Origin of the sequence: Corynebacterium sp. ACRQJ (assembly GCF_022346045.1) — a bacterium.
GTDB classification, from domain to species: domain Bacteria; phylum Actinomycetota; class Actinomycetes; order Mycobacteriales; family Mycobacteriaceae; genus Corynebacterium; species Corynebacterium evansiae.
Window position 1 is genome coordinate 23,926 of record NZ_JAKRMT010000014.1, and the last position, 23,314, is coordinate 47,239.

The following is a 23,314-nucleotide window of genomic DNA, read 5'->3' on the forward strand; positions in this document are numbered from 1 at the left end:
GAACGACGAGACTTAAAGTCATAAAGGAAAGAGGCGAGGACCTGCTGTGAGCAGCGCAAATTTCGGTCAAAACGAGTGGCTGGTCGATTTGATGTACCAGCAGTACAAGGAAGACCCAAAGTCTGTCGACGCTGAATGGCGCGACTACTTTGAGAAGAATTCCTCTCCGGTAAGTTCGTCGGGCAACACCCAGGCTGCGGCGGGCAACGGAGCACAGACGACCACGGGCGGCCAAAGCTCCACTAAGAACACCGTTACCCCCAACCGGGATACGACGGCGGGTGGCAAGCAGCCTAAGGGTTCTGCATCCCAGAACCAGGACAGCAGCGTTAAGCCCACCCCGAAGCGCACCGCCCCGCCTGCTCCGAAGCAGCCGGTGGAGGCACCGGAGCCCGGCGAGTTCCCCATTAGGGGCGCCGCAAGGGCCGTAGTTAAGAACATGGACGCTTCCCTGGAAATCCCGACGGCTACGTCCGTGCGCGATATGCCGGCGAAGCTGATGTTCGAAAACCGTGCGATGGTCAACGAGACCCTGCGTGCGCGCGGTGGCGGCAAGATTAGCTTTACTCACATCATCGGTTACGCCCTGGTGCAGGCCGTCAAGGCCCACCCGGATATGAACAACTCCTACGAGGTTGTAGACGGCAAGCCGACCCTCGTTACCCCGGAGCACATCAACCTGGGTCTGGCTATCGACATGGTGGGCAAGAACGGTCAGCGTTCCCTGGTGGTTGCTGCCATCAAGGAAGCCGAGAAGATGTCCTTCGGCGAGTTCATCGAGAAGTACGAGGACGTTGTTCACCGCGGCCGCGAAGGCAAGCTGACGATGGACGACTTCACCGGCGTGACCATCTCCCTGACCAACCCGGGTGGCATCGGCACTCGCCACTCCGTGCCGCGCCTGACCAAGGGCCAGGGCGCCATCATCGGCGTGGGCTCCATGGACTACCCCGCCGAGTTCGCGGGCGCATCCGAGGATCGCCTGGGCGAGATGGGCATCGGCAAGCTGGTGACCATCACCTCCACCTACGACCACCGCATCATCCAGGGTGCGGAATCCGGCGAGTTCCTGCGCACCATGAGCCGCCTGCTGATCAACGACGAGTTCTGGGACGAGATCTTCCACGCCATGCGCGTGCCCTACGCCCCGACCCGTTGGAGCCAGGATCTGCCGAACATCGGCGTAGATAAGTCCACCCGTGTGATGCAGCTGATCGAGGCCTACCGCTCCCGCGGCCACCTGGTCGCCAACATCAACCCGCTGCAGTGGACGCAGCCGGGTCTGCCGATCCCAGATCACTCCGACCTGGACATCGAGTCCCACGGCCTGACCCTCTGGGACTTCGACCGCACCTTCCACGTCGGTGGTTTCGCAGGCCGCGAGACCATGACGCTGCGCGAGGTTCTTGCCCACCTGCGCAAGGCTTACACCCTGAAGGTTGGCTCGGAGTACACCCACATTCTGGACGCCGAAGAGCGCACCTGGCTGCAGGAGCGCATCGAGGCTGGCCAGGAGGGATTCAGCCCGGCACAGCAGAAGTACATCCTGCAGAAGCTGAACTCCGCCGAGGCTTTCGAGAACTTCCTGCAGACCAAGTACGTCGGCCAGAAGCGCTTCTCCCTGGAGGGCGCCGAGACCCTGATCCCGATGATGGATGCCGCTATCGACCGCGCTGCCGACGCAGCTCTGGACGAGGTCATCATCGGCATGCCGCACCGTGGCCGCCTGAACGTGCTGGCCAACATTGTGGGCAAGCCCTACGCACAGATCTTCACCGAGTTCGAGGGCAACATCGACCCGGGCGCCGCTGGCGGTTCCGGCGACGTGAAGTACCACCTGGGCCAAGAGGGCCACTACCACCAGATGTTCGGCGACAACGAGATCGACATCTACCTGGCAGCCAACCCCTCCCACCTGGAGGCCGTGAACCCGGTCATGGAGGGCATCGCCCGCGCCAAGCAGGATCAGCTGCACGAGAAGCACACCGTCATGCCGCTGCTGCTGCACGGCGACGCTGCCTTCGCCGGCCTGGGCATCGTGCAGGAGACCATCAACCTGGCTCGCCTGGAGGCCTACGAGGTCGGCGGTACCGTCCACATCGTCGTGAACAACCAGATCGGCTTCACCACCACCCCGGATGCCGGCCGTTCCACCCACTACGCCACCGACCTGGCTAAGGGCTTCGACTGCCCGGTGTTCCACGTCAACGGCGACGACCCAGAGGCAGTCGTATGGGTGGCACACCTGGCTGTGGATTACCGCAACCGCTTCGGCAAGGACGTATTCATCGACCTGGTTACCTACCGCCGTCGCGGCCACAACGAGGCCGACGATCCGTCGATGACCCAGCCGCTGATGTACAAGCTGATTGGTGAGACGAAGAGCTCCCGAGATCAGTACACCGAGACCCTGCTGGGCCGCGGCGACCTGACCGAGGAAGACATCGAGCGCGTCCAGCGCGACTTCCACGAGCAGCTGGAGACCGTGTTCACCCAGGTACGCGAGGCCGAGAAGGGTGCCAAGCCGAAGGAGCAGAGCGGCATTACCGGCTCCCAGGAGCTGCCGCGTGGCCTGGATACCTCTGTGGATCGCGAGCTCATCGAGCACATCGGTGACCTGTTTGCCGATGTTCCTGATCACATCACCCCGCACCCGCGCGTAAAGCCGGTGATCAAGCGCCGCAAGGAAATGTCCCGCAACGGCAAGATCGACTGGGGCTTCGCCGAGCTGCTGGCCTTCGGCTCTCTAGTTGACGGTGGCAAGCTCGTGCGCCTGGTTGGTGAGGATTCCCTGCGCGGTACCTTCACCCAGCGCCACGCCATCCTCTTCGACCACGACGACCACGACCGCTACAGCCCGCTGGAGGAGCTCGCACGCGAGTCCGGTAAGGGCGGCGGCTTCGAGGCCTACAACTCCGCTCTGACCGAGTACGCGGGCATGGGCTTCGAGTACGGCTACTCCGTGGGTAACCCGGATGCCCTGGTGGCTTGGGAGGCACAGTTCGGCGACTTCGCCAACGGCGCCCAGACCATCATCGACGAATACGTCTCCTCCGGCGAGGCCAAGTGGGGCCAGGTCTCCTCGCTGGTTCTGCTGCTGCCACACGGCTACGAGGGCCAAGGTCCGGACCACTCCTCCGCCCGCATCGAGCGTTTCCTGCAGATGTCCGCTGAGGGCTCCTGGACCATCGCCCAGCCGTCCACCCCGGCGAACTACTTCCACCTGCTGCGCCGCCACGCTCTGGGGTCCCTGAAGCGTCCGCTGGTCGTCTTCACCCCGAAGTCGATGCTGCGCAACAAGATGGCTGTCTCCTCCGTGGAGGACTTCACCGAGGTGAAGAAGTTCCAGTCCGTGATCGACGATCCGAACCAGAACGGTAAGAACGAGAACGTCAAGACCGTCCTGATGTGCTCGGGCAAGATCTACTGGGATCTGGAGAAGAAGCGTCAGGCAGACGGCCGCGACGATGTCGCCATCGTCCGCGTGGAGATGCTGCACCCGATTCCGTTCAACCGCATCAAGGATGCGCTGGATAACTACCCGAACGCAGAGGTGCGCTGGGTTCAGGACGAGCCGGCCAACCAGGGCCCGTGGCCGTTCCTGGCTCTGCAGCTGCCGGAGCACATCCCGGGTATCAAGATGAAGCGCGTTTCCCGCCGTGCACAGTCCTCCACCGCAACCGGTGTTGCGAAGGTACACCAGCTGGAGCAGAAGCAGCTGCTGGAGGAAGCTTTCGAGTAAAGCGCTCCCCTGTCAGGCGTTAGCCCCGCGCTAGCGCCCAAGCGAGGCAAAAGCCCGCCACGAACCTCCAAGGTCCAGGTGGCGGGCTTTTTCGTGTTTAGGCCCCGAGCATCTCCATCGACGTCCCCGTCGCAACGGAGTTCAATTGCCGGAGCTCGTCGCGCCCGATCACCCGCTTCGCGTATAGCACCACTGCGTCCTGCGGCAGCGAAGTATCCGAGCAGGGGGTGGCTACCCCGGGCAAAGTCGCTCCAACCTCCTGCGGAAGGGAGCTCAGCAGCTCGTCGTAGACGAGGTACTTCTCATCCACATTTTCCCCGCTGCCATCTTCCCCGTTGTGGGCCTTCTTCAGTTCCTGACGCAGCTCCATCGCCCGGTTGCGGTCCAGCAGTTCCAGCAGTTCGCCCGTACAGCCGAAGGTAACGTTAATTTCCCCGGTGCGTAGCTGCCGTACTCGCAGGTCCGCCGGTACAGGCTGGCGCTCTCCCTTACGATCCTCACCGTTGAGCTCCCGCACCAGGTAGCGAGCGAAAGCATCGGCGTAGCGCTCGGGCATCGGTGCATCGCCCACTGGCTTCTCCGGCACCCCAATCAGGAAGGGCTCGGGCTGTTCTTCAGCACAGGCCGTCAGGCCACCGATGGCTGCCAGGCAGGTTGCTGTCGCGATTATTGACGCCACGTTTCGCCCGCCCAGCATTCGCATCTCTATCTTGCCCCTTTGTTCGCCGTACGCTATCCATGCGCCTACTAACTCGCCACATTCTACCCCGTGGTGGCTATGAAGTAACCTAAGTACCCATGAGTACTAGTCGTGTTTATGCAGGACGTTTGGCCGGCCTTGTTGTGCTGGGGCCGGATGGCGAGTCCGTCGGCCGTGTCCGCGATGTCGTCATCACCATCCACGGCGACAATGCGACTGCCTTGGGCTTGGTGGTGGAGATTGCGAACAAACGCAAGATCTTCCTCCCGATGCTCCGCATCGCAACGATCACCGGCACGGACATCACCACCACGTCCAGTTCGGTGAACCTGCGCCCCTTTAAGTCCCGCTCTGCGGAGCTGACGATTTTCGAGGACCTCATTGGTTCGAAGGTGCACACGGACGATCCAGGGCACGAGGAGCTGCATGGCAAGGTCGTGGAGATCACGGACGTGGAGCTCACTCGCAGCCGTCGCCGCGAGTGGAAGATCCGCAATCTGGCCGTGACTCAGCGAAGCCGTTTGGGCCGCAAGACGTCAATCGACGTCATCCCGATCGAGCACATCCAGGGTCTCCACGCCTCGGGCACGGGCGCGGTGAACCAGGATGCGGAGCTGATCGCCTCGTTCCAGCAGATGCGCAACGCCGACGTGGCGAACGCCCTGGTGGAGATGGACGATGCGCGACGCAACAAGATCGCTTCCGAGCTGGACGATGAGCGTCTGGCGGATGTGCTGGCCGAGATGCCGGACGACGATCAGGCGGAGATTCTTGAACATCTGAACATCGAACGCGCTGCGGACGTCCTGGAGGAGATGGATCCGGACGATGCCGCCGATATTCTGGCCGAGCTGCCGGAGGACACCTCGGACGTCCTGCTGGAGCTGATGGATCCCGAGGAGTCGGAGCCCGTCCGTCGTCTCATGGACTTCTCGCCCGAAACTGTGGGTGCGTTGATGACGCCCGAGCCGATCATTTTGACGCCCCAAGCCACCGTCGCCGAAGCTCTCGCCCACGCGCGCAATCCAGAGCTGCCGACTTCCCTGTCTTCCCTAATCTTTGTTGTACGGCCTCCCCAAGCCACCCCGACAGGCAAGTACCTGGGCTGTGTCCACCTGCAGAAGTTGCTGCGGGAACCCCCGTCCTCCCTGATCGGCGGCATCCTAGATCTGGAGCTGCCGGCGTTGTTCGCCGAAGACAGCCAGGAGACCGCGGCGCGTTACTTTGCGACATACAACCTGGTGTGCGGCCCGGTGCTGGATCACGACCAGCACCTGCTGGGGGCCGTGAGCGTCGATGACCTGCTGGACCACATGCTGCCGGAGGACTGGCGTGAGGAAGACTGGCGTGTGGATTCTCCAGCAGCGTCGGCGACGTCAACACCGGCCAACTCAGAAGTGAAGGAGGTATAGGCCCACTATGGCTCGCAAGTTTTCCCGCGCGGATCTCGATACCCCAACCGATGCCACGCGCCAGAAGAAGAAGTTCAACCTGGATGGCGATGGAGTGGGTCGGGTAGCCGAGAACATCGCCCGCTTCCTGGGAACCGGCAAGTACCTCTTCTATCAGACCGTCATCGTGGTCGCCTGGATCGCCCTGAACCTGGGCGGCATGTGGTGGAACTGGGACCCCTACCCGTTCATCCTGCTGAACCTCGCCTTCTCCACCCAGGCGGCTTACGCCGCGCCGCTGATTCTGCTGGCGCAGAACCGCCAGGACGACCGTGACCGCGTCAGCCTGGATGAGGACCGTCGACGTGCCGCGGAGACCAAGGCCGATACGGAGTTCCTGGCCCGCGAGGTCGCCAGCGTGCGCATTGCCGTGGGCGAGACCGTCACGCGCGATTACCTGCGCCGCGAGCTGGAGGAGCTCAACGACATCCTGCAGCGCATCGACGACAAGATCGACGACTCCCGCCGCGATGAAGAAGCCCGCGGGGATGCGCGCGAGGACTAACCCCGGCACCCGCAGGCGAGGCCAAATTAACGTCTCGCCAGTCGTTCGATAGACTGAAACCCATCATGTCCCAAGTCACTGAATCCGCTGTACGCAGCGCGCTATCCCGCGTAGAGGATCCTGAACTAAACCGCACGATCACGGATCTCGGCATGGTGAAGTCCATCGACATCAACGGTAGTGATGTCGCCGTGGAGATCTACCTGACGATCGCCGGCTGCCCGATGAAAAACCACCTGACGGAAAAAACGCGCGAGGCCGCGGCTTCTGTCGAAGGCGTGGAAAACGTCACGGTCACCACCGACGTGATGAGCGACGAGCAGCGCCGTAACGTCCGCCAGATGGTGCGCGGTGACTCGGCCGACCCGGTGATCCCCTTCGCCCAGGCCGATTCCACCACCCGAGTATTTGCAGTCGCCTCCGGTAAGGGCGGCGTGGGCAAGTCCAGCGTCACCGTGAACCTGGCTGTCGCGCTGCAGAAGCGTGGCCTCAAGGTCGGCGTGATCGACGCTGACATCTACGGCCACTCCGTCCCCGGCCTCATGGGCTCTACGGACAAGCCGCACCAGGTGGACGAGATGATCATGCCGCTGCAGGCGCACGGCGTGAAGCTGATCTCCATCGGCCACTTCATCGGCGACAACTCCCCCGTCGTGTGGCGTGGCCCGATGCTGCACCGCGCAATCCAGCAGTTCCTGGCCGACGTCTTCTGGGGCGACCTGGACATCCTGCTGCTGGACCTACCCCCGGGCACCGGCGACGTGGCGATCTCGGTGGCACAGCTGGTGCCGAATGCCGAGCTGCTTATCGTCACCACCCCGCAGGCCGCCGCCGCAGAGGTTGCGGAGCGCGCCGGCTCAATCTCCCAGCAGACCCGCCAGCGCATCGGCGGCGTGATCGAGAACATGAGCTGGATGGACATGCCGGACGGCTCCCGCATGGAGGTCTTCGGCTCCGGTGGCGGCCAGTTCGTCGCCGACCGCCTTTCCCAGATCACCGGCGCCAAGGTGCCACTGATGGGCCAGATCCCGCTGGATCCGAACCTCCGCGTCGGTGGCGACCTGGGCAACCCAATCGTTCTGTCCGAGCCGAACTCGCCGGCCACCATCGCCTTCGGTGGAATCGCCGATCAGCTGGCGGTGCGCCGCAGTTCGCTGGCAGGTAAGTCGCTGAACCTCGGCGTCACAAAGAAATAAACGAAACAGGCCACAGCGCCCAAGCACAGCGCCCAAACAAAGAGCCTAGGTCACGTCCTCCCACCCGTAGCCGGGTGCGGAGGGCTTTTCTTTAGCAGAATCCGTGTTCCCCGCATCCCCCGTCAGCTGCTCGGCAGCATCAGCAACCGGGGAATCCACGCCAGAGCGGGACTCTCCTGCGTTGGACTGCTGGGTCACAGCAATCCCGCCGTTGTCCGCGCTACCACTGGCAGGGGCAGGCTGGAGCTGCGCAGAGCTCTTGTTCTTGTCAGCCTTAAGGGACTCGCGCAGGTTCGGCTTGCGCACCGTATCGACGGTGTCCTTCACATCCTGCTTCGTCTCGTTGAAGGAGGTCAGGAAGCTATCGTCGTCATCCAGAAGCGTCTTGGTGATGAAACCCTTCGCGCCCATCTGGCGCACCGAGTTGAGTTCTTGCAGCGGCTTGGAAAACTCGCGGAAGTCTTCCCCCAGCTCCCCGTCGATCTGCTCCTTTGCCTGCGATACGGCCTTACGCACCGCCAGCAACATCGCGCGAACCTCCTTGATAAGCCCCGGCAGGCGCTCCGGGCCGATCAGGAATAGCGCAACGATCAAGAGTACGAGGACTTCGCCCCAACCTACATTGGAAAACACCTGTCTAACCTAACTTACTCCGTAGAGACTTTCACTTTACTTGCCGAGGAAGGGGAGCTTCCGCAGTAGCAGATCTACGCGGTCGACGAGAGTTTCGGGGCGGCGGCAGCCATCGACGGAGAAGCGATGCGGGGCCTCGTCTTCGTCGCACTCATCCGGAATGCGCTGCAGCTTTTCCATCAGTCCGCCGGGGGTGTGCACGGCCGAGGCGTGCTCCCGCAGACGGTGCGCCGCGCTGCGCTGGGCGCGCACCTCCGCCCGGCAGCTTTCGCAGTGCACCAGGTGGATCTTCGCGCGGTGTTCGGCGCGGCGGGAAAGCTCCCCATCAACCAGCGCGGCGATGGCTTCGGTGGACAGGTGGTCTACGGACAGCTCCCCCGGAAAATTCTCTACGAAAGATGTCACGTGCCCTACCTGCCTTTCTGCATGTCCCAGTTGCGTTTACGTTCTAAGTTTCTTAGCTACCGGTAGCAGCTAAGCCAGACCTAGACCGAGCTAGGACTGGCCGGTGAAAACCAGTTCGCCATGGTTACGCTCCAGGTTACCCCGAAGTTGCGCGCGGGCGCGGTGGATGCGGGAGCGGACGGTGCCCATCTTGATGCCGAGCGTCTGGGAAATCTCGTCGTAGCTCATGCCCAGCCCGTCGCACAGGACGACCGCCACGCGGTATTCGGGAGCCAGCTGATCCAGTGCCTGCTCCAGCGCCGGGTCGAGATTGTTGAGCTCGAACGTGGCCGCGGGGTCGGCGATGCCACCTTCGATACGGTCGTAATCCTCCGGCAGCGCCTCCATGCGGATCTTCGCGCGGCGCCGGACCATGTCTAGGAACAGGTTGGTGGTGATGCGGTGCAGCCAGCCTTCAAAGGTGCCCGGCTGGTAGCTCTTCAGGCTGCGGAAGACACGCATGAACGTGTCCTGTGTGAGGTCTTCTGCATCCTGCTGGTTACCCGCGAGCCGGTAGGCCAGGCGGTACACACTGTCGGCGTGCTCTGCGACCAGTTCCCCCCAGGTCGGAAGCTCACCCGTCCCTGCGTCGAACTCGGCGGTGGTTCGCGGAACGGGGTTCTGGTCTGCGTTCATGACCGTAATTATGGCTAATCGTCCTCAAAAAGTTGTGCTGCTCACCTGGCAGTTTCCTGTGAGGATTTTACCCCTATCGGGGGAGCAAAGAAAGTTCGTCACTTCGGTCACTTCTGTTTACTCTCTTTTCTATTTTTGACGCCACCGTCTGACATGCCGAGGGTAAGTACAACATCGACGCATTCCTGGCCTATCGTGTGGAAGCGTGAATGCTGCATCATCTTCCCCCATTGAGGCCATCCGTGAGTACGTCCGGGCGACCACCGAGCCGGACGAGGTGACCACCGCTGCCGTCGAGGCCGCAGAAGAGTTCGGTCTGCTCACCCCCGATGCGATGACTGCCGAGTTTTTGGAGTTCATCGCCACCCGCGCTGGCGCGAACGCCGCTGCCCAGGGGCACACCCCCACCGGCATTATTGTTTCCCCCGCCAGCGGTGTGATTGGCCTGCACCTGTTTAAGGGGCTGAGTGCAGCCCAGGTGGAAGGCCACCTGACCTGCATCGAGCCGGAGGTGCAGCACCAGCAGCTGGCCAAGCAGGCTTTTGCCAACGCAGGCCAGCGCTCGAATACCTTCCGCTTCCTCCCCAGCGCACCGCTGGATGTTATTCGCCGACTGGCGAACGATAGCTACGACATCGCTGTCGCAGAGGCAGCCACGGAAGAGTTCACGGCCATCGTGGAATCCACGCTCCCCGCCCTGCGCACCGGTGGCGTGCTGATCCTGCTGGATAGCCTGATGGACGGCCTGGTCGGCGACGAAAGCCACACCGACCGGCAGACTATGCGCGCCCGCGAGGCAGATCAGTTCTTCCGCGAGCTGGACAACGCCAAGATCTCCCGCCTCCCCCTCGGCGCCGGCGCCACGCTGATCACCAAGACCAGCTAACAAGAAATCCCCGCGCCCAGTCTGCAGGGTGCGGGGATTCTTCCTGGCGCAGTTCTTCCCGGTGCGGTTGGCTTTTTACGACCACGCTAGACAACAGCGCTAGTCGACTGCGTTATACCACTACGTTCTTGCCGATGCAGACCACGCCACCCTTAGAGATGGTGAAGCGATCCTGGTCGCGGGCACGATCCACGCCGATGATCTCTCCTGCGGAAACCTGAACGTTCTTGTCGATGATCGCGTGGCGCACGACGGCTCCACGGCCGATGCGCACGCCCGGCATGATCACACAGCCTTCGACAGAGGCGCCCTCTTCCACGATCACGTTCTCGCTCAGAACGGAATTGCGCACCGTTCCGGCGGAGATGATGCAGCCCGCCGAAACCATCGAAGACTGAGCAATGCCGCCCTTGACGAACTTCGCGGGCGGCAGGTTGCCCGTCTCCGCGGTGTGGATCGGCCACTGCTGGTTGTACAGGTTGAACACCGGGTGCACGCTGATCAGGTCCATGTGAGCCTCGTAGAACGCATCGACGGTACCCACATCGCGCCAATAGCCCTTGTCACGCTCGGTCTCGCCCGGCACATAGTTGTTGGAGAAGTCATACACGTAGGCCTCTCCACGGTCGACCAGGCGCGGGATGATGTCGCCGCCCATGTCGTGGTTGGAGTTCTCGTCCTCGGAATCCTCCTTCAGCGCGTCAATCAGCGTCTGCGCAGTGAAGACGTAGTTACCCATGGAGGCAAAGGAGACTTCCGGGTCGTCCGGCACGCTCGGCGGCTCCGCAGGCTTCTCCAAGAACTGCTCAATCTTGTTATCGTCGTCCGCCTGGATCACGCCGAATGCCGTCGCTTCGTGACGCGGAACGCGCAGGCCGGCGACGGTCACTCCAGCACCGCTCTTGATGTGCTCCTGCACCATCTGCTCCGGGTCCATGCGGTAGACGTGATCCGCACCGAACACGATGATGTAATCCGGCTGCTCGTCGTACACCAGGTTGAGGGACTGCAAAATTGCGTCCGCAGAACCAGTGAACCAACGCTTGCCCAGTCGCTGCTGCGCCGGAACCGGGGTGATGTACTGGCCGGTCAGGCCGGACAGCTGCCACGACTGAGAGATGTGGCGGTCAAGGGAGTGCGACTTGTACTGAGTCAACACGCAGATCTTGTAGTAACCGGCGTTGACCAGGTTAGATAGCACGAAGTCGATCAGGCGATAGTTACCGCCGAAGGGGACGGCGGGCTTAGCGCGGTCAGCGGTGAAAGGGTAAAGACGCTTCCCCTCGCCACCGGCAAGGACAATGGACAGGACGTTCGATCTGCTCTTCACACTTTCCAACCTAGCGACACAGCTTTACTTTTGCTTGCCAAGCAGCCAATCGGGTAACCACCCGGTGCCCCCTAATTAGTTACCCGTCATGAACAGCCCGTTTGGTTGCCAGGACACGTAGCGCCTCGCGCGGTTAATCTGGAGGCATGCGTATCGCCATGCTGACAAAGGAATATCCCCCAGAGATTTACGGTGGTGCCGGCGTGCACGTCACCGAGTTGGTTCGTTACATGCGGAAGCTCGAGCACGTGGACGTGCACTGCATGGGCGGGCCGCGCGAGGAGCAGGATGTCTACGTCCACGGCGTAGATCCGGAGCTTGCCGAGGCCAACGGTTCCATCAAGACCCTTTCCACCGGCCTGCGCATGGCGAACTCTCTGGGCGACGCCGAGGTTGTCCACTCCCACACCTGGTACACCGGCCTGGGAGGCCACGTCGGCGGCCTGCTGAACGGCATCCCCCACGTGGCCACCGCTCACTCCCTGGAGCCGCACCGCCCGTGGAAGCGCGAGCAGCTCGGCGGCGGATACGACGTCTCCTCTTGGTCGGAGAAGAACGCGATGGAGAACGCGGATGCCGTCATCGCCGTGTCCGCGAAAATGAAAGAATCCATCCTCGACGCATACCCGGCCATCGACCCGGACCGCATCCACGTCGTCCTCAACGGCATTGACTCCGAGCTGTGGCAACCCCGCCCAACCTTCGAGGCGGCCGTGGAGGCTGGCAATCGATCCGTACTCACGGAACTGGGCGTCGACCCCAATCGTCCTATCGTCTCCTTCGTCGGACGCATCACGCGACAAAAGGGCGTGCCCCACCTGCTCAAGGCGGTCGCGCACCTCGACCCAGAGATCCAGGTTGTGCTGTGCGCCGGCGCGCCGGATACCCCGGAGATCGAGGCCGAGGTCACCGCACTTGTTGAGAAGCTGCAGGCAGAGCGCGACGGCGTGTACTGGGTAAAGGAAATGATGGACAAGCCGAACCTGCAGGAGATCCTGTCGGCCTCCGATGCGTTCCTGTGCCCCTCCATCTACGAACCGCTGGGCATCGTGAACCTAGAAGCCATGGCGTGCGGCACGGCCGTTGTGGCCTCCGACGTGGGCGGCATTCCTGAGGTTGTCGTCGACGGCGAGACCGGCACCCTGGTTCACTACGACGAGAACGACGCGGAGACCTTCGAACGTGGACTGGCCGACGCGACGAATGCGCTCGTGGCGGATCAGCAGAAGGTGCGAGCCTTCGGTGAGGCCGGCCGCCAGCGCGCGGTAACGACCTTCAGTTGGGCCACCATCGCCGAGCAGACCGTGGACGTTTACAGGTCTCTGCTTTAAACACAATCCGCTGGTATGAATGGGAGCATGCACTCTTCCTCCCATAAGCACCGCCCGGAACTGCACGTCACCGCAGAAACGGGGGTGCTGGAAGCCCCCGCAGGCGCCGTCTTCACGGGCCACGCCCTGCATGTTTTCCACCAGTTCCGTCCCCGCGCCGCTGAGGGATCGCGTTGGGCGCACCAGGTGGCCTCGGAGGCGACGTACGACTGGGACATCTGCGACGACGTCGTAGTTCCGAACCAGGGGTTCCCCGAGCAGGGCGATGCTGCCCACGATGCTGCTCAAAATGCCGGCAACAATGGCTCCAACGGCGCCGAGGTGGACGTCCTCGCCGGCGCGGCAGTCCCACTAGGCCTCGGAGCCGAGCTGTTCTTCGTCACCACCCGCGCCACGGCCGAGGCATCCGCAGACCAGGCTCTGGCAGCGGACATCCCCCACGGTCAGCGCGGCCCGCGCACCTTCACTATCGAGCGCGCGGAAATCCCGAACTTGATGGAGGCCACGGAGGTTTCGGACGATCCGAGCCTGCCAGATCCCCACGTCCGCCGCCTGGGACCCATCGACATCGACGATTCCGCCTTCCCAGTGGAAAACCTGGTGACCCCCAGCGTGATTCGCCACGACGATCCCGCCAACCCCGACGAGGAATGGCTCATGGTCGCCCTCTCCCTCACCGGCGACAAGGACGCGCAGATTGTCGTCCTGCGCTCCGCCGACCGCCAGCACTGGCGCGTTCTGGGGCCCATCGAGCTGCCCGCCGAGGCCGCCCTACGCCCCGGCCGCCCGTTCGCGCCGCGCATTGTTTCTATGGTGGACGCCGGCTCTTCCGTCCGCCGCGACGTCCTGTTCGTGACCTTCCCCGGCGACGCTGGGGAATCCGATGAGGTCGCGGGCTACATCGTCGGCAACCTCAGCGGCACGTCGTTCAGCCTGACCAGCCCCTACACTGTCATCGACTTTGGCCACGACTTCACGCGCCCCCGCGTGATCGACCACTCCACCCCAGTGATGTTCGGCCTGGTGGGCGCCCACCCTTCGCTGGATGGGCAGTGGGCGAACTGCCTGTCGGCACCGCGTTACCTCACGCTGGTGGACGGCGAGCTTTTCCAGGACATCGTCGGCGCCCCGACCGCCGTGCGCACGTTCTCTGACTATGCATTCCTCTGGACCGCCCAGCTGGATGCGACCGAGGGCAGTGTCGACGTCGACGTGACGGACGATTCCGGGCAGGTCATCGCAACCATCAGCTACACCAACGACGCTGTATCCGTCACCCGCCTGGGCGTGGACACTCGCACCGCCCCGCTGAAGGATGCAGATTCCGATACGCTGACGATCTTCCTCGACGGCCCGGTGTGCGAGATCTTCGCCGACGGTGGCGCGGTGACGCTCACCAGCGCAATTCCGGCACACTCACAGATCTCCGACATCGACGTGCGCGCTACGGGCGGGGCAAAGATCATCTCCTCTATGCAGACCGCCGGCCGGCACCTGATGCGGATGCAGGCGGGCCTGACCTCCCCAGAGGAGCAGGAGCGCTACATGGCCGAGGCTCTCATCGCGGATCGCGACGTGGCCGAGGGAATCCTCGACGAGGACTAGCGGCCACTCGGCAGCGCGAGGCTAGCTCAGTGCTACCGCGGCACTAGCGGTTAGCCTTCGCCAGGCGCGTGATGGCTGCGCGGGCCGTGACCTCCATGGTCTCCGGCAACGCGGCGATGCGCTCCTGCAGGACATCCGGGTGGATGTGGCGTGCAGAGGGGCTCATGCCGATCTGCGCGGCAATGGAAGCCTGATCCAGCTGCATCGGGAACTCGATGTGCTCCGGCTCCCCCACCGGCACCAGGTGGCCGGAAGCCTGGTTGATCATCCGCTCCACCTTGCCTTCCTCCACATCCAGAATGCCCAGCGGCTCACGCAGCTCACCCAGGTGGCCGACGTCCGCGGTCAGGACAACCACCTGTCCCTCCGGCGTAAGGATGCGGGCAAACTCTGCCGCATTACGCGGTGCGAAGACAACCATGATGGCGTCAACACTTTCCGAAAGAATCGGGAGGCGCGACCAGGCGTCGGCCACGACAGCCCCGACCCGAGAGTGCGACGTGGCCAGGCGCTTCGCCGCCGCAGTAGAAACGTCGATGCCTACGCCGCGAGAGCGCTCGATCGTGTCGAGGGTGTGCGCCAGGTAGTAGCCCGTACCAGCGCCGATCTCCACGATGGACGGGGCGTGCTCAGCGGCGACGTTCCCGTCGTCCAGCACATTCTCAACGTTGGCGGTCACGGCCTCCACGAAGGGGGCGAAGTGTCCGCCGGACAGGAAGGTCTCGCGAGCGTCAATCATCGACGCATCGTCGCCCGAATAACGCAGGCCGGAACCACCCGCGAGAGTCACATACCCCTGTCGCGCGACGTCATAGCTGTGGCCGGATTCGGAAACCAGAGTGCGCCACTCGTCATCACCGGCGCTCAAGCGCGAACCATCTACGGGGTCGGCAAGGAGGTCAATGACATCTGCAAGCACGAACAGATTCCTTCCTGAAAATTTTTAACGAGGCTCCCGCTAGGCGGGAGCGAACAAACGACCACCCCATCGTAAACTGTCCACCGCCCGAAATGTATATCGGGCTGGTGCATACCCGCGGACAGTCTGGGGCGCCACTGGAACTAGCGCCTTAACCGGCTAATGCATCAACCACTGCACCAGCGTGCGCGCGCCGAAGCCTGTGCCCACCGGAGTGACTTCGTCGTAGGTGGATTCCGCGCGGCCCGGGCCGGCGATGTCCAGGTGGATCAGCGGCACGCCACGAGTGAAGCGGCGCAGGAACATCGCGGCGGTGGTCGCGCCCGGCCCCTTCGGGGTCTGGCGCACGTCGGCGATCTTGGAGGTCACGTTTTCCTCCAGGTACTCCTGCATCGGCATCGGCCACCAGCGCTCTCCCACTATGGCGCCGCGACGGGCGAGCTTGACGCCCGCACCCCAGTTATCGGAGAACACAGCGCCCGTTCGCAGTCCCAGCGCCACCTTGGCCGCCCCTGTCAGCGTCGCTACGGTCACCACGGCGGCGGGCTTGTACTTCTTGGCTCCGTAGCTGACCGCATCGGCCAGGATCATGCGGCCTTCGGCATCGGTGTTCGTCACCTCGGAGGTCAGGCCGCCATAGTGCTCCACCACGTCGCCGGGGCGGTAGGACTTTCCATCGATCATGTTCTCCGCCGTCGGGATCAGCGCCACGACCTTGCGGGGAACCTGCTGCTCGGCCAGGGCACGGAAGGCGGCGATGACGCTGGCCCCGCCGGTCATGTCGGTACGCATCGTGTCCATGCCCACGGCCGGCTTCACACTGATACCGCCCGTATCGAAGGTCACGCCCTTGCCCACCAGCACAGCGGTGCGACGGCGGCGGCGCTGATCCACCTTCTGCGGATCCCACACCAGCTCGATCAGCATCGGCGGGCGGGAGGATCCCCCGCCGACGGCCAAAATGCCACCGAAGCCCTTGTCCTTGAGCCAGCCCGCGTCGCGCAGGCGCACCTTCACACCGTCCAGGTCCTCCACGGCCTTCTTTGCCTGGGTGGCCAGCCACTCCGGGGACTTCACGTTGGCAGGTGCATTCGCCAGATCGCGGGACAGGCAGGTCGCCTTGCCCAAGGCCTTGCCCTCCTTCACCGCAGCGACGTAGTCGGCGGTGTCGAAGCCGTTGAACTCGTAGCCTTCCGGCAGCACGATGTGGACATCGCGCACGCGGGCGGGCTTGCGCTTATTGGTGGTGACGAAGCTGTGGTTGCCGACGATCAGGCCGATGACCAGGGAGCGGACGTTGGCGGGGGTGAACTCCTCCGGCAGGTGCACCTGCACAATGTGCTTCTTCGCGCGCACGGGGTGGCCGTCGACGACCTTGCCGATGCGGCGCACCAGCCGGGCACCGGCGCCCCGCCAGCCGTCTTCCAGGAACTCCCGGCCATCGCTGAGGTCCAGCGGGCGGCTCGGCTCGGTGGGCACCCAGGCCACAAACTGGCCTGAGGCATCCAGCTCGACCTCGCCCGGCGCGTTCGCGCCAGGTGCGACCTTCACCTGGGTTTCGATGATCTCGGAGCCCTCCGCGCGCGGGCCGATCGTCACACGGGTCACTTTCTGGGGAATGCTTGGGATCGGTGCCATTGCTTAACGCTCCTGTTCACGGGGTTCTGCGATGTATTCTTCGGCGATGTATTCTTCGGCAATGCTTGTGTCTGCAGCGCTATCTTCTGCAGCGTGGTTCTCCGGGGCATGGTTCTCCGGGGCGTGAGCCGCGCCGCCGACCTGCTGCTCCAGCTCCTTGATGCGTCCGGCGAGCCGGTCGATGTAGAAGTCCACTTCAGCCTGGTTGTAGCCGCGAATCTCCAGCGAGAATCCGGCATCCCGGATCCCCTCGGCGGTCAGCGGGCCGTTCTCCAGGTTCTCCCAGTGCTGTAGCTTTGCGTTCCCCGCGGTCACGGGCGGCAGCGCCTCACCGCGGCCGAACACAGTACCGAGTAGATAAACCAGGAGCGCGCCGACGAGGAACGCTCCGACGAGAGACAACAACCAAAACATACCTATTAATCTACCGCCTCAGAGGCTCGTTTCGGCGGCTTGTAGGGGCTTACTTGGTTCCCGGCTTCCCCTTCGACCCCTCGGCCAGCTCCGCCTCGTCACCGAAACGCTCCAGCTCTGCGTCGATCCGCTCTTGCTCCAGAGCCAGTTCCTCCTGGCGGATCCTCAACTTCCGCACGTGGTTATCGTGTGCGTCCACGCAGATCTGCACGGCCTCGGCCGGATCATCGGTGACGTGGAACAGGTCCACGTCCTCTGGGGAGATCATGCCCTCCTCGACCAGTCGATCGTGGATCCAGTCGACTAGCCCGCCCCAGAACTCCTTGCCGATCAGAACTATCGGGAATTTACGGATCTTCTCCGTCTGCACCATCACCAGTGCCTCGAACAGCTCATCCAGGGTGCCGTAGCCACCGGGCAGGCAGATGAATGCCTGCGAGTACTTCAGGAACATGGTCTTGCGCACGAAGAAATAGCGGAAGTTTAGCCCCAGGTCCACCCACTGGTTCATACCCTGTTCCATGGGGAGCTCGATACCCAGGCCGATGGACATGCCGCCGGATTCCTGCGCACCGCGGTTCGGGGCTTCCATCAGGCCCGGCCCGCCGCCGGTGATCGTCGCGTAGCCGGCCTCGTTGATCAGTCGTCCTAGCTCCCGGCCCTTTTCGTAGTACTCGTGGCCCGGCTTGACGCGCGCGGAGCCGAACACAGTTATCGCCTTCGGGATCTTCGCCAGCGCACCGAAACCGTCAACAAATTCGGACTGGATGCGCATCACGCGCCACGGATCAGTGTGCAGCCAGTCAATGCTGGCCTGCTCCCCCAGCAGTCGCTGGTCCGTGGTGGACTTCTGCTTCTGGCTGTGCCTCTTGCCGCGCAGCAGCATCGGTCCGCGGAGACGGAATTCTCGGTTGTTTTCGCTGGTAGTCATGCGTTCGTGTGCCTTAAATGTCTGGTCGATCCTTATACTTCTTTGTGCTTCTCACGCTACTGGTTGCAGCCTCGTGGCGCTCGTTATGGATTTGACGCCATCACCCCTCCACCCAGCACACGCCTTTCCCCTATGGCACTCGCGGGGAAATAGGTGGAGAGGATCTAGCGGGAGAGGAACTGGATCAACTGGCGGCTGACCTCTTCGATCTGCGCCACCGGGCAGCGCTCGTCCTTCGTGTGACACAGCCCCGGGTCGCCGGGGCCGAAGTTCACGGCGGGGATGCCCAGCTCGGTGAAACGGGCCACGTCGGTCCAGCCATATTTCGGCCGCACCCGCCCACCGGTGGCTTCCACCAATTTCGCCGCGAAGGGTTGGTTCAAGCCTGGGGCGGCTGCGGCTGCGGCGTCATCAAGAAAGACAGAGAAACCCTCGGCGGGGCTATCGGGCGTGCCCACCTGCAGCACCTCGTACAGGTGCGCCAGAGCCTCGTCCACGCTGCGGTTCGGCGCGTAGCGGAAGTTGATGAAAGCCCAGGCCTCATCGGGAATGGTGTTGGTGGCCACGCCGGATTCGGCAACGACCGCGTTGAGGCCCTCCTTGTAGGTCAGGCCGTCGATCTCCACGTCCTGCGGCTCATAATCCGCCACGCGCACCAGCACACGGGCCAGATCGTGGAGCGCGTTGTGGCCGAGCCAGCTGCGAGCGGAGTGCGCGCGAGCTCCCAGGGCGGTGACCTTCACGCGGATGGTTCCCTGGCAGCCAGCTTCGATCATCGCCCCGGACGGCTCGCCCAGCAGCGCCAGATCGCCCGCCAACAGGTCGGGGTCGGACTGCACCAGGTGGTTCAGGCCGTTGTACTTGGTGGCCACTTCCTCGCCCTCGTAGAGAACCAGCGTCAGATCACAGGCCAGATCCGGGGAGTTGGCCAGGGTGGCGAAGGCATGTGCATAACAAGCAGCGCCAGATTTCATGTCCACGGAGCCGAGGCCGAAGATGGTCTGCTCCCCCGTCTCCGGGTCCGGCCCCAGGCGCGAGGGCAGGTTATCCGCCGGCGGCACGGTATCCAGGTGGCCCGCCAGAATCACCCGATCCCCAAGGCCGCGATGGGTGCGCGCGACCAGGGTGTTTCCCCGGCGCGTGACCTCTACGTTCTCGATGTCACGCAGGGCGGGCTCGACAGCGTCGGCGATCTCCTGCTCGTGGTGCGACTCGCTGTAGATGTCAACGAGCTGGCGGGTAAGAGGGACCGCCCCGGCGACCAAGTCGATGGAAGGCGCTGAAGTTTTGGAAGATTCTGAAGGTTCTGCAGTATTCATTGCTTGCGATCCTAGACCAGCTGGCAGCCCGCCGTCGGGGGCAGGCGGGTGTTCTGCAGGGTGAAAACTACCCGCCACAGGGGCTAAAAGTACCCATGCTGGCCTTTAACAAGAACGGTTGTGTTCTAATTCTGGTATGAAGACTCGAAACTCCGATTCAGGTGCCGCGGAAGGCACCTCTAACCAGCTGGGTCACAGCCTAGAGACCCGCCACCTGACCATGATGGGCTTGGGCTCGGCTGTGGGCGCCGGGCTGTTCCTCGGCACCGGCGTGGGCATCCAGGCCGCAGGCCCGGCGGTGCTGCTTTCCTATATCGTCGCCGGCATCGTGGTTATCGCCGTGATGCAGATGCTGGGCGAGCTCGCCGCCGCCCGCCCGGCCTCGGGCACCTTCGCCACCTACGGCCAGATGGCCTTCGGCCGCTGGAATGGCTTCGCCCTGGGCTGGCTGTACTGGTTCATGCTGATCATGGTGATGGGCGCCGAGATTACCGGCGCGGGCGCGATTATGGGCGCGTGGTTCGGCGTGGACGGGTGGATCCCCGGCCTGGTGTGCGTGGTGTTGTTCACCATCGTGAACCTGGCGGGTGTGCGCGGCTTCGGCGAGTTCGAGTACTGGTTCGCCTTCATCAAGGTCGCGGTTATCATCATCTTCCTGGTTATCGGTACGGGTCTGCTGCTGGGGCTGTTCCCCAGCTACGACTCCCCCGGGCTGAGCAACTTCTCTGACTTCGCCCCCAACGGCATCTCCGGCATGGCGGTAGGCCTGCTGGCTGTGGCCTTCGCCTTCGGTGGCATCGAGATCGTGACCATCGCCGCCGCGGAGTCGAAGGATCCGGCGAACTCCATCGCCGCCGCCGTGCGCGCCGTCATCTGGCGTATCTCCATTTTCTACCTGGGCAGTGTCTTCCTGATCACCGCCCTGCTGCCTTTCGACACCTTGGGTGAGGCCGAGTCCGCTGAGGAGTCTCCGTTCACCCGCATCCTGGCCTTCGCCCAGATCCCGGGCATCGTGGAGATCATGGAGGTCGTGATCGTCCTGGCTTTGCTGTCGGCCTTCAACGCGCAGATTTATGCCACCAGCCGCCTGATGTACAGCTTCTCCCAGGAACGCAACGCGCCGCGCTGGTTCCGCAAGACCAACGCCCAGAAGGTGCCTTACCGCGCCGTGTGGTGCTCCCTGTTCTTCGCTTTCGTCTCCGTTGCGCTGCAGGTGTGGGGTCCAGAGGACCTGATCAAGATCCTGTTCAACGCCGTCGGCGGCACGCTGCTGGTGATCTGGATGGTTATCGTCTTGTCGGAGATCAAGCTGCGCCCGACCTTCGAACGCGACGGCAGCCTCTCCGTACGCATGTGGGGCTACCCTGTGCTGCCCTGGCTGACGTTCCTAGCACTCATCGCCCTGATGGTTCTGATGCTCTTCGACGAGGGCGCCCGTTTGCAGGTCATCACCGTCGCCGTCGCCTTTGTTGTCCTGAGCCTGATCGGCCTGGCGCTGCAGAAGACGCAGGGACCGCAGGAGGCCGAAGACAGTGCTGGCACCGCTGCGTCCACTACTACGGCCACTAACACGACCACCGCCGCAGACAGCGACTCCACCACATAGGTACAAACTCATATGTAGGATCGGCAACCATGACTTCTGCTTATGGAAATGGATTTGCCACTCTGACCGATTCCGGCGAGGTGCTGGACACCTGGTTCTTCGAGTTCGATCTCGGCTCGGCCGCTGCTGGTGCCACTGATGCTGGTACCGCTGAGGCGGGCACGCAGGTGCTCGATCTTACTGACGCCAGCACCTCCGCCCCTGATTCCTTCCGTCCCCTGGCCAACCTCGTCGGCACAGACGAGGTCCGTGGCACCCGCCGCGTAGCGGTGACCACTACCATCGCCGATCTGGATGCTCCGCCCGCCGATGCGCACGACGCCTACCTGCGCCTGCACCTGATCTCCGGCCGCAAGATCCAGCCCCATGGCTGCAACTTGGATGGCCTGTTCGGTCTGCTTAGCAACGTTGTGTGGACGAACCACGGCCCGTGCGCCGTCCCCGGTTTCGAGTCTGTCCGCGCCCGCCTGCAGGCCGAGCGCGGCCCGGTGACGGTTTACAGCGTGGATAAGTTCCCGCGCATGGTGGATTACGTGGTTCCCACTGGCGTGCGTATCGGCGATGCAGACCGCGTGCGCCTGGGCGCCCACCTGGCCGAGGGCACAACTGTTATGCACGAGGGCTTCATCAACTTCAACGCGGGCACGCTGGGCTCCTCCATGGTCGAGGGTCGCATCTCTGGTGGCGTGGTCGTGGGCGACGGCTCCGATATCGGCGGCGGCGCTTCCGTCATGGGCACTCTGTCCGGCGGTGGCAAGGAGGTCATCTCCATCGGCGAGCGTTGCCTTCTGGGCGCGAACTCCGGCGTGGGCATTTCCCTGGGCGACGACGTCACAGTCGAGGCCGGTCTGTACATCACCTTTGGCACCAAGATCACCCTGACCGACGAGGTGGCCAAGCAGTTGGGCAAGCAGGCAGGCGAATCCGTCAAGGCCTCCGAGCTTTCCGGCGCCAGCGGCATTCTGTTCCGCCGCAACTCCATCTCCGGCGCGGTCGAGGCCGTCGCAAACGCCTCCGCCGTCGAGCTCAACGAGGCCCTGCACGCCAACTAAGTTCCGTACCCCTAGCCCGTGCACTAACCAGGCTCAGCTCCCCACTGAGACCACGGGTCTTCCAGGCAGCGCTCGATTTCGATGCGCTGCCTGTTTCTTATTGACGCCTCCAGCGCCAACTCAATAGCGACGGCGCGCAAGCGCAACGCGCCCGCCCCGGGACGGTACTCCGGGTACGTGTCATCGCCGTAGATGGGAGCGCCCAGGTGATTCATCAGTACCCGCAGCTGGTGCGTGTACCCGGTCCGGGGCTGTAGCTCATACACGGCGGTGGGAGTGCCCGCATGGGTAGCATCCGCAGATATGGCTTCTACACAGGCACTGCTGGCGAGCTTCCGAATGCGCGTGATGGTCAGCCGTGCCCGCTCCCCGTCCACCACCTTCACCTGCGGGTCGTCCTTGATCTTCAGCATCGGCAACCGCACTTCCTGCCACTGCGGCCCAATCTCCGGAATGTCCGCGGCCAGCGCCTGGTAGGTCTTAGAGACCTCCCGGCGCTGGAATTGGGTCTGCAGGAACCCACGGGTGCCCGGGTTGCGCGCGAGCACCAGCAGGCCGCGAGTGTCCCGGTCCAGCCGGTGGGCTGCCACCAATTCGGGCTCCTGCAGCCGTACGCGCATCAGGGACTGTGCGGTTGCGCGCAGCAGCTTGCCATTTGGAGTGGACGGCAAACCATGGGGTTTGTCCACTACCACGGCATCCGGGCCGGAGTACAGCACAGGAATGTCCGCCGCCAACAGCTCTGCGGGTTCTTCTGGGAAGTCGGGATAGACCCATGTGGGCGTCCGACCCGAAAGAACAAGCCCCGGGGCCAACAACGCGCCGGGTGCGTAGGGTGAATCGCCCGCAGCGGCGGCCAGGTAGGTGCGGCCATCGTCGGGAACGCGGCCACTCAGCATGGCTTTAACGGCGGATACGCCGTGGCGCGGCGGCGGGCGCCAGCGTTGCAAGGCCGGGATGAGGGCTCAGAGCTCCC

20 protein-coding genes are annotated in these 23,314 nt (G+C 63.6%); 9 read left to right on the forward strand and 11 right to left on the reverse strand.

From position 1 onward, the window contains the following. Window positions 1-46 precede the first annotated feature (46 nt). On the forward strand, window positions 47-3,742 hold the full coding sequence (locus MHX52_RS08055) for a multifunctional oxoglutarate decarboxylase/oxoglutarate dehydrogenase thiamine pyrophosphate-binding subunit/dihydrolipoyllysine-residue succinyltransferase subunit (protein WP_239317581.1): 3,696 nt from the start codon (window positions 47-49) through the stop codon (window positions 3,740-3,742). Window positions 3,743-3,839: 97 nt separating this feature from the next. Here the strand turns inward: MHX52_RS08055 and MHX52_RS08060 are convergent, their stop codons facing one another. Then, window positions 3,840-4,439 carry a hypothetical protein gene (locus MHX52_RS08060; protein ID WP_239317583.1) on the reverse strand — a complete coding sequence of 200 codons (600 nt, stop codon included), beginning with the start codon at window positions 4,437-4,439 and terminating at the stop codon, window positions 3,840-3,842. Between the two features lie 101 nt (window positions 4,440-4,540). On the opposite strand from MHX52_RS08060, the gene MHX52_RS08065 reads away from it, so the two are divergent. The 3 genes from MHX52_RS08065 to MHX52_RS08075 all read left to right on the forward strand — a co-directional run bounded on the left by MHX52_RS08065 (window position 4,541) and on the right by MHX52_RS08075 (window position 7,594). Beyond that, complete coding sequence (locus tag MHX52_RS08065; protein ID WP_239317585.1) at window positions 4,541-5,854, forward strand: magnesium transporter MgtE N-terminal domain-containing protein; 1,314 nt, start codon at window positions 4,541-4,543, stop codon at window positions 5,852-5,854. A gap of 7 nt (window positions 5,855-5,861) precedes the next feature. Further along, window positions 5,862-6,398 (forward strand): DUF1003 domain-containing protein, encoded by a 537-nt coding sequence (locus tag MHX52_RS08070; protein ID WP_070488151.1) that lies wholly within the window; start codon window positions 5,862-5,864, stop codon window positions 6,396-6,398. Window positions 6,399-6,463: 65 nt separating this feature from the next. After that, on the forward strand, window positions 6,464-7,594 hold the full coding sequence (locus MHX52_RS08075; protein WP_070488153.1) for an Mrp/NBP35 family ATP-binding protein: 1,131 nt from the start codon (window positions 6,464-6,466) through the stop codon (window positions 7,592-7,594). A gap of 45 nt (window positions 7,595-7,639) precedes the next feature. Here the strand turns inward: MHX52_RS08075 and tatB are convergent, their stop codons facing one another. The 3 genes from tatB to sigE form a co-directional block, all read right to left on the reverse strand. After that, window positions 7,640-8,227 carry a Sec-independent protein translocase subunit TatB gene (gene tatB, locus MHX52_RS08080; RefSeq protein ID WP_239317587.1) on the reverse strand — a complete coding sequence of 196 codons (588 nt, stop codon included), beginning with the start codon at window positions 8,225-8,227 and terminating at the stop codon, window positions 7,640-7,642. 36 nt (window positions 8,228-8,263) lie between these two features. Next, on the reverse strand, window positions 8,264-8,632 hold the full coding sequence (locus tag MHX52_RS08085; RefSeq protein ID WP_035005604.1) for a zf-HC2 domain-containing protein: 369 nt from the start codon (window positions 8,630-8,632) through the stop codon (window positions 8,264-8,266). A gap of 90 nt (window positions 8,633-8,722) precedes the next feature. Beyond that, entirely contained in the window at window positions 8,723-9,307 is a 585-nt protein-coding gene (sigE, locus tag MHX52_RS08090; protein WP_035005601.1) for an RNA polymerase sigma factor SigE, read from the reverse strand. A gap of 205 nt (window positions 9,308-9,512) precedes the next feature. Between sigE and MHX52_RS08095 the strand changes: the two genes are divergently transcribed. Next, window positions 9,513-10,193, forward strand: a complete 681-nt coding sequence (locus MHX52_RS08095; protein WP_239317590.1) for an O-methyltransferase — start codon at window positions 9,513-9,515, stop codon at window positions 10,191-10,193. Between the two features lie 112 nt (window positions 10,194-10,305). On the opposite strand, the gene glgC is transcribed toward MHX52_RS08095, so the two are convergent. Then, on the reverse strand, window positions 10,306-11,523 hold the full coding sequence (gene glgC, locus MHX52_RS08100) for a glucose-1-phosphate adenylyltransferase (RefSeq protein ID WP_035005597.1): 1,218 nt from the start codon (window positions 11,521-11,523) through the stop codon (window positions 10,306-10,308). Window positions 11,524-11,669: 146 nt separating this feature from the next. Between glgC and glgA the strand changes: the two genes are divergently transcribed. Together glgA and MHX52_RS08110 are read left to right on the forward strand one after the other, a co-directional pair. Beyond that, complete coding sequence (glgA, locus tag MHX52_RS08105; protein ID WP_239317593.1) at window positions 11,670-12,854, forward strand: glycogen synthase; 1,185 nt, start codon at window positions 11,670-11,672, stop codon at window positions 12,852-12,854. A gap of 15 nt (window positions 12,855-12,869) precedes the next feature. Then, complete coding sequence (locus tag MHX52_RS08110; RefSeq protein WP_239317595.1) at window positions 12,870-14,459, forward strand: GH32 C-terminal domain-containing protein; 1,590 nt, start codon at window positions 12,870-12,872, stop codon at window positions 14,457-14,459. Window positions 14,460-14,502: 43 nt separating this feature from the next. Here the strand turns inward: MHX52_RS08110 and MHX52_RS08115 are convergent, their stop codons facing one another. The 5 genes from MHX52_RS08115 to dapE form a co-directional block, all read right to left on the reverse strand. Further along, the gene (locus tag MHX52_RS08115) at window positions 14,503-15,378 is read right to left on the reverse strand and encodes a methyltransferase domain-containing protein (RefSeq protein WP_035005593.1); all 876 of its coding nucleotides are present in this window, start codon (window positions 15,376-15,378) and stop codon (window positions 14,503-14,505) included. Window positions 15,379-15,537: 159 nt separating this feature from the next. Further along, entirely contained in the window at window positions 15,538-17,016 is a 1,479-nt protein-coding gene (locus MHX52_RS08120; RefSeq protein ID WP_239317597.1) for a M17 family metallopeptidase, read from the reverse strand. A gap of 3 nt (window positions 17,017-17,019) precedes the next feature. Next, window positions 17,020-17,430 carry a DivIVA domain-containing protein gene (locus MHX52_RS08125; RefSeq protein WP_080722714.1) on the reverse strand — a complete coding sequence of 137 codons (411 nt, stop codon included), beginning with the start codon at window positions 17,428-17,430 and terminating at the stop codon, window positions 17,020-17,022. A 49-nt stretch (window positions 17,431-17,479) separates the two neighbouring features. Then, window positions 17,480-18,361 (reverse strand): TIGR00730 family Rossman fold protein, encoded by an 882-nt coding sequence (locus MHX52_RS08130; RefSeq protein WP_239317599.1) that lies wholly within the window; start codon window positions 18,359-18,361, stop codon window positions 17,480-17,482. Window positions 18,362-18,525: 164 nt separating this feature from the next. Beyond that, entirely contained in the window at window positions 18,526-19,680 is a 1,155-nt protein-coding gene (dapE, locus tag MHX52_RS08135) for a succinyl-diaminopimelate desuccinylase (RefSeq protein WP_239317601.1), read from the reverse strand. Window positions 19,681-19,816: 136 nt separating this feature from the next. On the opposite strand from dapE, the gene MHX52_RS08140 reads away from it, so the two are divergent. Both MHX52_RS08140 and dapD read left to right on the forward strand, forming a co-directional pair. Beyond that, window positions 19,817-21,286: an amino acid permease gene (locus MHX52_RS08140; RefSeq protein ID WP_070488168.1), complete on the forward strand. Its 1,470-nt coding sequence runs from the start codon at window positions 19,817-19,819 to the stop codon at window positions 21,284-21,286. Window positions 21,287-21,315: 29 nt separating this feature from the next. Continuing rightward, window positions 21,316-22,338 (forward strand): 2,3,4,5-tetrahydropyridine-2,6-dicarboxylate N-succinyltransferase, encoded by a 1,023-nt coding sequence (gene dapD / locus MHX52_RS08145; protein ID WP_049050337.1) that lies wholly within the window; start codon window positions 21,316-21,318, stop codon window positions 22,336-22,338. A gap of 23 nt (window positions 22,339-22,361) precedes the next feature. Here the strand turns inward: dapD and MHX52_RS08150 are convergent, their stop codons facing one another. Further along, window positions 22,362-23,288 (reverse strand): pseudouridine synthase, encoded by a 927-nt coding sequence (locus tag MHX52_RS08150; protein ID WP_239317603.1) that lies wholly within the window; start codon window positions 23,286-23,288, stop codon window positions 22,362-22,364. Window positions 23,289-23,314: the final 26 nt, after the last annotated feature.

Excerpts from the sequence above, each read along its gene's own strand:
- MHX52_RS08140 (WP_070488168.1), top strand. The coding sequence starts at position 19,817 with ATGAAGACTCGAAACTCCGATTCAGGTGCCGCGGAAGGCACCTCTAAC.
- MHX52_RS08110 (WP_239317595.1), top strand. The coding sequence starts at position 12,870 with ATGAATGGGAGCATGCACTCTTCCTCCCATAAGCACCGCCCGGAACTG.
- MHX52_RS08075 (WP_070488153.1), top strand. The coding sequence starts at position 6,464 with ATGTCCCAAGTCACTGAATCCGCTGTACGCAGCGCGCTATCCCGCGTA.
- dapD (WP_049050337.1), top strand. The coding sequence starts at position 21,316 with ATGACTTCTGCTTATGGAAATGGATTTGCCACTCTGACCGATTCCGGC.
- sigE (WP_035005601.1), bottom strand. The coding sequence starts at position 9,307 with ATGAACGCAGACCAGAACCCCGTTCCGCGAACCACCGCCGAGTTCGAC.
- MHX52_RS08125 (WP_080722714.1), bottom strand. The coding sequence starts at position 17,430 with ATGTTTTGGTTGTTGTCTCTCGTCGGAGCGTTCCTCGTCGGCGCGCTC.
- MHX52_RS08070 (WP_070488151.1), top strand. The coding sequence starts at position 5,862 with ATGGCTCGCAAGTTTTCCCGCGCGGATCTCGATACCCCAACCGATGCC.
- MHX52_RS08065 (WP_239317585.1), top strand. The coding sequence starts at position 4,541 with ATGAGTACTAGTCGTGTTTATGCAGGACGTTTGGCCGGCCTTGTTGTG.
- MHX52_RS08060 (WP_239317583.1), bottom strand. The coding sequence starts at position 4,439 with ATGCTGGGCGGGCGAAACGTGGCGTCAATAATCGCGACAGCAACCTGC.
- glgA (WP_239317593.1), top strand. The coding sequence starts at position 11,670 with ATGCGTATCGCCATGCTGACAAAGGAATATCCCCCAGAGATTTACGGT.
- MHX52_RS08120 (WP_239317597.1), bottom strand. The coding sequence starts at position 17,016 with ATGGCACCGATCCCAAGCATTCCCCAGAAAGTGACCCGTGTGACGATC.
- dapE (WP_239317601.1), bottom strand. The coding sequence starts at position 19,680 with ATGAATACTGCAGAACCTTCAGAATCTTCCAAAACTTCAGCGCCTTCC.
- MHX52_RS08130 (WP_239317599.1), bottom strand. The coding sequence starts at position 18,361 with ATGACTACCAGCGAAAACAACCGAGAATTCCGTCTCCGCGGACCGATG.